7 protein-coding genes and 2 pseudogenes are annotated in these 7150 nt (G+C 73.1%); 6 read left to right on the top strand and 3 right to left on the bottom strand.

The genetic code is table 11. From position 1 onward, the window contains the following. Nucleotides 1-190, bottom strand: a pseudogene (locus L1885_RS20200) (hypothetical protein); the annotation flags it as partial. After that, nucleotides 187-390, bottom strand: coding sequence for a hypothetical protein (locus L1885_RS20195; protein WP_235798573.1), 204 nt, complete (start codon nt 388-390; stop codon nt 187-189). The pseudogene L1885_RS20200 and the gene L1885_RS20195, both read right to left, overlap by 4 nt. Nucleotides 391-597: 207 nt before the next feature. Between L1885_RS20195 and L1885_RS20190 the strand changes: the two genes are divergently transcribed. Both L1885_RS20190 and L1885_RS20185 read left to right on the top strand, forming a co-directional pair. Beyond that, nucleotides 598-1629, top strand: coding sequence for a helix-turn-helix domain-containing protein (locus L1885_RS20190; RefSeq protein WP_235798572.1), 1032 nt, complete (start codon nt 598-600; stop codon nt 1627-1629). A gap of 11 nt (nt 1630-1640) precedes the next feature. After that, nucleotides 1641-2222: an HD domain-containing protein gene (locus L1885_RS20185; RefSeq protein WP_235798571.1), complete on the top strand. Its 582-nt coding sequence runs from the start codon at nt 1641-1643 to the stop codon at nt 2220-2222. 79 nt (nt 2223-2301) lie between these two features. Here the strand turns inward: L1885_RS20185 and L1885_RS20180 are convergent, their stop codons facing one another. Next, the gene (locus L1885_RS20180; RefSeq protein ID WP_235798570.1) at nt 2302-4437 is read right to left on the bottom strand and encodes a S9 family peptidase; all 2136 of its coding nucleotides are present in this window, start codon (nt 4435-4437) and stop codon (nt 2302-2304) included. A gap of 241 nt (nt 4438-4678) precedes the next feature. On the opposite strand from L1885_RS20180, the gene L1885_RS20175 reads away from it, so the two are divergent. The 4 genes and pseudogenes from L1885_RS20175 to L1885_RS20160 all read left to right on the top strand — a co-directional run. Continuing rightward, nucleotides 4679-4873: a hypothetical protein gene (locus L1885_RS20175; protein ID WP_235798569.1), complete on the top strand. Its 195-nt coding sequence runs from the start codon at nt 4679-4681 to the stop codon at nt 4871-4873. A 70-nt stretch (nt 4874-4943) separates the two neighbouring features. Further along, a complete protein-coding gene (gene mshB / locus L1885_RS20170; protein ID WP_235798568.1) occupies nt 4944-5864 on the top strand; it encodes an N-acetyl-1-D-myo-inositol-2-amino-2-deoxy-alpha-D-glucopyranoside deacetylase in 921 nt (306 codons plus the stop codon). Then, the gene (locus L1885_RS20165; protein WP_235798567.1) at nt 5861-6268 is read left to right on the top strand and encodes a DUF6113 family protein; all 408 of its coding nucleotides are present in this window, start codon (nt 5861-5863) and stop codon (nt 6266-6268) included. The genes mshB and L1885_RS20165 overlap by 4 nt, the downstream gene beginning before the upstream one ends. A gap of 193 nt (nt 6269-6461) precedes the next feature. Further along, nucleotides 6462-7150 (top strand): annotated as a pseudogene (locus tag L1885_RS20160) (hypothetical protein); the annotation flags it as partial.

Below are 7150 nucleotides of genomic sequence, written 5' to 3'. Positions count from 1 at the left end.
CCGGAGGCCCGCCCCCGCGGGCCCGCCGGGGCTGCCGCCCCGCCCCCGCGAGCGCGGCGAGGAGCGGGTGCGGGGGCCGGGCGGGATCGTTCGGCGCGTGCCGCACGAGCTCGACGCCGTGTTCCTCGCAGTACGCGCCGTACTCGTCCTCCACGGGGAACTCGTGACCGCCCTTGGGACAGAGCGTCACGCGACGGCGCCCGGGACGCACTCGGGATGGGCGCGCAGGAAGAGGCGTACGCCGTCGGGGTCGTGGTGGCGGCCGAGATCGACGGCTCCCGAGGTCGACGTCCGCGTACCGCACACGGCACAGGCCGCGCCGCGGCGCTGCTCCTCGGTGAGTTCCCCGTCGGCGAGAGCCGTTCCCGTGATGGTCGAAACAGGGTCCACAGTGGAAACCTCCTACTACGCTGCGTACTCGTTCGTGACTCCGTCAACGGTAGAAAGCGGGCATCGCCACCAGAAGTGACCGACGGTACGGGTGGCTTCACCGCATGCAGGCGCAATGGGGCATTTGTGGCATCGAATCGCCGATCAACTCCGGCCGGCAGTCGGGGTAAGGACGCAAGAGCCCGCTCGGGCCTCGTGTCGGGATGCGTGCTGCGCATCATCCGGGAGCAGGCCGGGCTCACGCAGGACAGCTGCGCGGAGCACCTGCACGTCGCTGCCGACACCGTGGCCGGATGGGAAGCGGGGCGCCGTCCCCTCACATCCGTGCCCGTGGGCCAGATGCTCGTTCACCGGCACAGGCTCGCCCGCCTCGGAACACCACCGGCTCTTCTGCTCTCGCTGGAGCGCGCGATGGAGGCAGACGTCATCCTCGCGAGCGTGCTGGAGGCGGAGTCCCCCGACCAGCAGGGCCCGTTGGGCGCCTGGGTCATGCAGCGTGACCTGGTCGAAGTCCTGGCCTGGCCGCTCAACGGTGTCGTTCCATCCCCGCTGCGGGCGCTGCCGTCGGCGAAGCAGGCACGCCGGGGCCCCGTCCCCAAGGGCCCCGAACTGCCCAAGGACGTCAGAACGGTCTTCTTCGACCGGCTGCGCTCCGTGGCCGAGCAGAACGGCGGCCGTGACTTCCTCATGCGCAGACAGGCTCTCTACCTGTGCGGTTACGACGAACGACCGGACACGGGCGACTGGCTGGGGCACCAGCAGCGTGCCGAGCGCCCCGACACATGGCTGGCACGCTGGCTCAACGCCCGGTCCGTCGCAGCTGTGGCCGCCCGCCACGGCGACGCGGAGCGCATGCGCCACTTCGTGGGGCGCGCGCTCGCCGAAGAGGCGGGAGAAGCGGCGAACCTCAACTACTGGGCGTACTGGCTGGGCGAGACCGTCCACCTCGAACTCTCCGACGACTTCATCGCCGATCGCGACCCGGTGTCCTGGCGGGGCGACAGGCTCCTGTCGCATCTCGTCAGGGGCCTGGCGCCCACCCAGGGGTACTTCGACCTCAACGTGCACACCCTGTGGTCGCTGATCGCCCGGCGTCCGCGGCTCCTTCGGACGTGCACGGACGCCGCGAAGGAACTGCGGGCCGCACTGCCGATGCTGTTGGATGACCCGGAGATCTCGGCCAGAGCCCGCCGTGAACTCGAGAGCATCCGGTATGCGATCCGCCTCGCCGAGGCGTGAGAGGAGACGTCATGGCCGAGGACCTGACGGCGGTGGCCCGCTTCCTGTTCGAAGCCGGCACGCTGAAGCAGTCCCGCCGTACCGGCTGGTGGATGGCGGGCGTGCGTGATCCGGAGAGCGTGGCGGAGCACTCGTGGCGCACCGCGCTTCTGGCCTCCGTCCTCGCGAAACTCGAAGGCGCCGACCCGAACCGCGCGGCGTTCCTCGCCACCTGGCACGACACGCAGGAGACGCGGCTCGGGGACGTCAACCACCTCGGCAGGAAGTACGCGACGAGCGCGGACCCCCGCTCGGTGACAGCGGACCAGACCGAGGGCATGCCGGCCGTTCTCGCCCGGGCCGTGCGTGATCTGGTCGACGAGTACGAGGACCGGGAGACGCCCGAGGCGATCTGCGCCCGCGACGCGGACAAGCTGGAATGCCTGCTGCAGGGCATCGAGTACAAGGCCCAGGGCTACGCGAACGTGCAGCGGTGGATCGACAACAGCAGGGGGCGCCTGGTCACGGAGTCGGCCGCGCTCCTGGCCGACGAGTTGCTCCGGCAGGACTCGCTGGACTGGCTGCGGGACATTCTCGGCGAGCCGCGTCCCTGAGCGCACCGGAGTCTCCCCTCCGGCGCGCACCCGAGCCCGCCCCGGGGCCGGCGCCTGCCCGGCGCCGGCCCCGCGGACCTCAGTCCAGCGCGAGCGAGCGCTTGAGGAAGTCCAGCTGGAGCAGCAGCATGTTCTCCGCGATCTGCTCCTGCGGCGTCATGTGCGTCGCGCCGGTCAGCGGCAGGACCTCGTGCGGGCGGCCCGCCTCCAGGAGCGCCGTGGACAGCCGCAGCGAGTGGGCGACCACCACGTTGTCGTCCGCCAGACCGTGGATGATCATCATGGGCCTCGCGGGCTCGGCGGCGAGCGACAGGCCGTCGTCGGTGATCAGGGAGTTGCGCGCGTACACCTCGGGGCTGTCGGCCGGGTCGCCCAGGTAGCGCTCCTGGTAGTGCGTGTCGTACAGCCGCAGGTCGGTGACGGGCGCGCCCACGACGGCCGCGTGGAAGACGTCCGGCCTGCGCAGCACGGCGCACGCGGCCAGGAATCCGCCGCCCGACCAGCCGCGGATCGCGACGCGGCCGAGGTCGAGCGGGAAGTCCTCGGCCAGCGCGGTGAGCGCGTCGACCTGGTCCTGGAGGATCACGGCGGCCATCTCGTCCTTGATGGACTTCTCCCACTCGGGGCTGCGCCCCGGCGTGCCCCGGCCGTCGGCGACGACCACCGCGAAGCCCTGGTCGGCGAACCACTGCGAGGTCAGGTGCGCGTGGTGGGAGTTGACCGCGCGCTGCGCGTGCGGGAAGGCGTAGGGGTCGACGAGGACCGGCAGCTTCCCGTCCGCCTCGCTCCAGCCGTTCGGCAGCAGCACGGCGGCCGGGATGCGCCGCTCCCCCGCCTCGGTCAGCCGGAAGCGCGCGGTCAGTACCGGCTCGTCGGCGTACGAGGTGACTGCCACGGGCGGCCTGCCCTCGCGCAGGACCGAGACGGTGGGCCCGCTCGGGTCGGGGCCGGCCGAGCGCAGGAGCGTGGTGCTCCCGCCGCGCACCGCCGTGTGCAGGCCCGGCCCCTGCGAGACACGCTGGACGCCGAGTTCGTTGACGCGGTGGACGTGCACCTCGCCCGTCTCCGGGTCGTCGGCCTCGGGGCCGGCGGAGGCCGAGACCAGGATGTCGCGCACCCCGATGTCGAGCACGGCCCGCACGTGCAGCGAAGGCCCCGTCAGGGCCCGGTCCCCGACGACGAGGACGCGCGCCCCGCCCTCGTCCGCGATCCGCACGAGCCGGCCGTCGGGCGCCCACGCGGGTACGCCCGGGTACAGCTCCAGCCAGCGCGGGTCCTCGTCCTGGTGGACGATGCGGGTCTGGCCCGTCACCGTATTGACCCCCAGGTACTGGGTGTGGCGCTGGTCCCGCGACTGTACGAGCAGGAGCGGCGCGCCGGAGCCGGACCAGTGGACGCGCGCCAGGTAGGGGAAGCGCGCCCGGTCCCAGGCGACCTCGGTGCGCTCCCCGCCGAGGCCCGTGAGGAACAGCGTGACGTCGGCGTTGGGCGTGCCGGCCGCCGGGTACGACACGGACGCCGGGGGCTTGTCCGGGTGCGCCGGGTCGGAGATCCACCAGCGGCGGACCTTCGCGGTGTCCACCCGTGCGACGAGGAGGCGGTCGGAGTCCGGCGACCACCAGAAGCCGCGGGTGCGGCTCATCTCCTCCGCGGCGACGAACTCGGCCACGCCGTAGGCGACCTCGTCCTTCTCGGGCACCGCCAGCTCCCGGCCGCCGCTGCCGTCGGCCTGCACCACGTGCAGCGCGCCCCGTGTCACATACGCGATGCGGCTGCCGTCGGGCGAGAGGCGGGGGTCGATGACCGGGCCGGGCACGTCGATCTCCGTCACCACCGGCTCGGTCAGCGACGCGGTGAACAGGCGCCCGGAGAGCGTGAAGACGGCCGTCTCGGCGGCGCCGTCCACGGCGTAGGCGACGATGCCCGCGGAGCTCTCCCGCGTCCGCTCGCGCCGGGCCCGCTCCTGCGCGGACAGCTGCTCGGGCGCTCCGCCGAGCAGGGAGAGGGGGTCGGCGGCGATGCGCTCCTTCGGGCCGCCTTCCGCCGCGAGGTCCACCACCCAGAGCCGGTTCACCCGATCGGTGCCCGCGGAGGACCGCAGGAAGACCACGCGGGTCCCGTCCGGGGAGACGGTGAAGGCACGGGGGGCGCCGAGTGTGAACCTCTGGGTCCTCGCGTGCTGTCGCGGGAACGAAAGCTGATCCTTCAAGGTCATGCACCCGAATCTAACGGCCGTGCGCCCCCGTTGTGCTGCCGTGCTCCGATCGATGCGGTCCTACGGATAGTTATGATCCATAGCGGCTGGTGGGTATGAACCACCCGCCGGGCACATGCTGCCCGACTGTTCCACCGACCCGTGTCCGCACGCCGATCATCCGGCCGACCCGCGACTGTTCTCCGCTGAAGACGTCTGTCCCCGGACTTCTTGCCCAAACGCCCTGTGGAGGTGAATCACCGTGGTGCTCTCGATCTCGCTGGCGGTGCTGCTCGTGATCATCGTCGTCATGATGATCCGGAAGTCGGGACTGAAGGCGGGGCATGCCATCGTCTGCGCGCTGGCGGGCTTCTTCCTCGCGAGCTCGTCGATCGCCCCGACGATCTCCTCGCTCACGTCCAGCGTCGCGGGCATGATCGGCGACATCAAGTTCTGACCGCGTCCGCCGGCGGGCGGGTACGGGGAGGGCCGGGCGCGCTGTCGGCGGTGCCTCGTAGGCTGGTGCCATGACCGATCCGTCCGACCGCCGGCTGCTGCTCGTCCACGCGCACCCCGACGACGAAACGATCAACAACGGCGCGACCATGGCCAAGTACGTGGCCGAGGGCGCCTCCGTGACGCTGGTGACCTGCACCCTGGGCGAGGAGGGCGAGGTCATCCCGCCCGGGCTGGCGCACCTGGCGGCGGACCGGGACGACACCCTCGGCCGGCACCGGATCGGCGAGCTGGCCGAGGCGATGAAGGCGCTCGGCGTGAGCGACCACCGCTTCCTCGGCGGGGCGGGCCGGTTCCGGGACTCCGGGATGATGGGCCTGGCGACGAACGACCGGGAGAACGCCTTCTGGCACGCGGACGTCGACGAGGCCGCGGCGTACCTGGTCGAGATCGTGCGGTCGCTGCGCCCGCAGGTCCTCGTGACGTACGACTCCGACGGGGGCTACGGGCACCCCGACCACATCCAGGCCCACCGGGTCGCCATGCGCGCCGCGGACCTCGCCGCCGACGCCGGCCACCGCCCGGACCTCGGCCCGGCGCACGCGATCGCGAAGATCTACTGGAACCGCGTGCCGCGCTCGGCGGCCGAGGAGGGCTTCTCCCGGCTGCGTGCGAGCGGCGTGGAGTTCCCGGGCGTCGCGGACCTCACGGACGTCCCCGGTGTCGTGGAGGACGCGCGGATCGCGGCGGCGGTCGACGGCTCCGCGTTCGCGGACCGCAAGACGGAGGCGATGCGCGCCCACGCCACCCAGATCGCCGTCGACGGCCCGTTCTTCGCCCTCTCCAACGACCTGGGGCAGCCGCTGTTCACGACGGAGTACTACGAGCTGGTGCGCGGCGAGTCGGGCGCGCGGCCCGGCGAGCGCGAGAGCGACCTGTTCGCGGGCCTGCCTCTCGCGCCGGCCTCCTCGGGGACGGGGGCGGCGGCATGAGCGGCTCCTACCGGGACGCGGGCGCCCAGCAGCGGCCGGGCCCCGGCCGGATCGCCGCCTACGCGGGCCTGCTGGTCCTGGGCGCGGTGGTGGGGGTCGCGGGCGCGGCGGTGCAGGGCGGCTTCTTCCCCGGAGGGCTGGTGCTGGCGCTGCTCGCGACGGCGGCCGTCTTCCTCGGCGGACAGCGGGCCACCGGCAGCCAGTTGGGGCTCGGCGCGGCGGTCGCGGGGTGGCTGGTTTCCGTTATTCTGCTGACCATGGGCCGCCCGGAGGGCGACGGCGCGTTCGCCGCCGGTCTCGGGCCGCTCGTCTACCTGCTCGGCGGGATGGTGATCGCTGTGATCTGCGCCACCGTCTCGCGCCCCGCCGTCTCCGCCGCGCGGCCGGGGTCCCGAAGCAGGTGAAGCCGCCCGCATGGAGCGGAATTGACCGCATGCACACCATGCCCGCCGGACCGCTTCACGCGCTCGTCGGGTACACGTCCGCCGGGGCCAGTATGGTGGTGCGCGCTCCGGACCGTCCCCCGGCTTCCGGCACGGGGACCTGAACACGCGTATCAGTAAGAACGGGCGGCGGAGCCAACCGGGAGAACCTGCTTTGAGTCGTGAAACTGACAGTTCGCCCTCCGGGCCCCAGGGGCGCGGCACGTCGCCGTACCCGTCCGGAACTCCGCCGTACGGATCGCGCCAGGCGCCGGGGCCCCAGCAGGACGCCGCCGAGGAGCCGGCCGCGGAGGCCGGGGGCAAGGGCGAGCCCAGAACAGAGACCACGCTGACCACGCGCATCCGGATCAACATCCCCGGGTCGCGGCCGATCCCGCCGGTCGTCGTGCGGACGCCGGTCGCGGAGAACAGCGAGGCCACGGACGGTCGGGGGCTCGCCGCGCTCGCTCAGGACGAGTCCGACAGCGAGCGCACGAGCGCCATGCCGGTGCCCGGCGCACCGACCGCGCCGGCGCAGAGCCGGCAGGAGCCCGAGCCGGAGCCGGCGCCGCAGCCGGAGAAGAAGACGAGCGACTGGTTCGCGCCACGCAAGCCGATGGCACCGGGGGCCGGGGGCGAGGACGCTCCCGGCGCGGAGACGCCCGCGGCGGACGCCCCGGCGCACGACACCGGCGCCTCGCCCTATCCGGACGCGGCCTACCAGGAGCCGTTCCGCGCGGACGCGTTCCAGGACGACCTGCTGCCGCAGGACGGCCCGGGCACGTCGCCCTACGGCGCGGGCCCCGCCGCCGGCCACGGCGAGCAGCCCCAGGGCCCCACCGCGGGCCCCGCGACGGGCAGCTC

It is taken from the genome of Streptomyces fuscigenes (assembly GCF_021556455.1).
GTDB lineage: Bacteria > Actinomycetota > Actinomycetes > Streptomycetales > Streptomycetaceae > Streptomyces > Streptomyces fuscigenes.
The sequence above is the reverse complement of the archived record's forward strand: the minus strand, read 5'-3'. Positions and strand labels throughout refer to the sequence as shown.

Excerpts from the sequence above, each read along its gene's own strand:
- L1885_RS20185 (WP_235798571.1), top strand. The coding sequence starts at position 1,641 with ATGGCCGAGGACCTGACGGCGGTGGCCCGCTTCCTGTTCGAAGCCGGC.
- L1885_RS20180 (WP_235798570.1), bottom strand. The coding sequence starts at position 4,437 with ATGACCTTGAAGGATCAGCTTTCGTTCCCGCGACAGCACGCGAGGACC.
- mshB (WP_235798568.1), top strand. The coding sequence starts at position 4,944 with ATGACCGATCCGTCCGACCGCCGGCTGCTGCTCGTCCACGCGCACCCC.
- L1885_RS20165 (WP_235798567.1), top strand. The coding sequence starts at position 5,861 with ATGAGCGGCTCCTACCGGGACGCGGGCGCCCAGCAGCGGCCGGGCCCC.